Origin of the sequence: Ectothiorhodospira sp. 9100, assembly GCF_022227565.1 — a bacterium.
GTDB lineage: Bacteria > Pseudomonadota > Gammaproteobacteria > Ectothiorhodospirales > Ectothiorhodospiraceae > Ectothiorhodospira > Ectothiorhodospira marina.
Window position 1 is genome coordinate 1 of record NZ_JAJNAN010000125.1, and the last position, 698, is coordinate 698.

The 698-nt window shown below is 56.0% G+C and carries 1 protein-coding gene; it reads right to left on the minus strand.

Translation table 11 applies throughout. From position 1 onward, the window contains the following. The coding region (locus LPW29_RS15260) for an IS630 family transposase (protein ID WP_238628723.1) at positions 1 to 698 on the minus strand (698 nt) is incomplete at both ends.

A 698-nucleotide genomic window follows, 5' to 3' on the forward strand; every position in this document is an offset into this window, starting at 1 on the left:
TTATACGCATGATGTACCCGGAGATTATCCAGGATCAGGAAAATCTTCTGGTCACAGCTCTTGACCAGACGCTTCATGAAGTCAATCAGAAGACCCGCATGCATAGTGCCTTCATAAATTCGGAAACGCACCTTGCCACGATTGGTGATCGTGGAAATCAGATTGATGGATGCGCGTTTGGCGTTCTGCCGCAACACCGGCGTCTGCCCCTTGGGCGCATAGCCACGCACGTGCTGGCAATCCGACCTCAAACCCGTCTCATCACCCCAGTGGATCTCCACCTTCTCCTCCTTGGCACGCGCCTGAATCGCGGGGTAGTCGACCGTCAGCCAGCGCTGAACATCTGCCGCCTGCTGCTCATAGGCCTGCTTTTTCGGCTTTTGCACCGTGAACCCCCAGCGCTTGAGGTATTCCGTGATCGAGCGAATGGGTACCGTCTGCCCGGTCTCTTCCCGGATCAGTTGCTGAACGGCCTCACGGGTCCACAAGGCGTACTGCAGGTTCAACTGATCAGGTGTATGGTCTCGCAGCTGCTGCTGCAGATATTCTTCATCTTCGGGATCCAGCTGTCTTCCCGAGCCAAGGCGTCGGCCACGTCGTCTGGCAAGCAACGCATCCCAGCCACCCTCACGATATTTCTTCAACCATCGACCTACTGTAAGGTGGTGGACGCCAAGTTCTTCACCAATCTCTTGGCG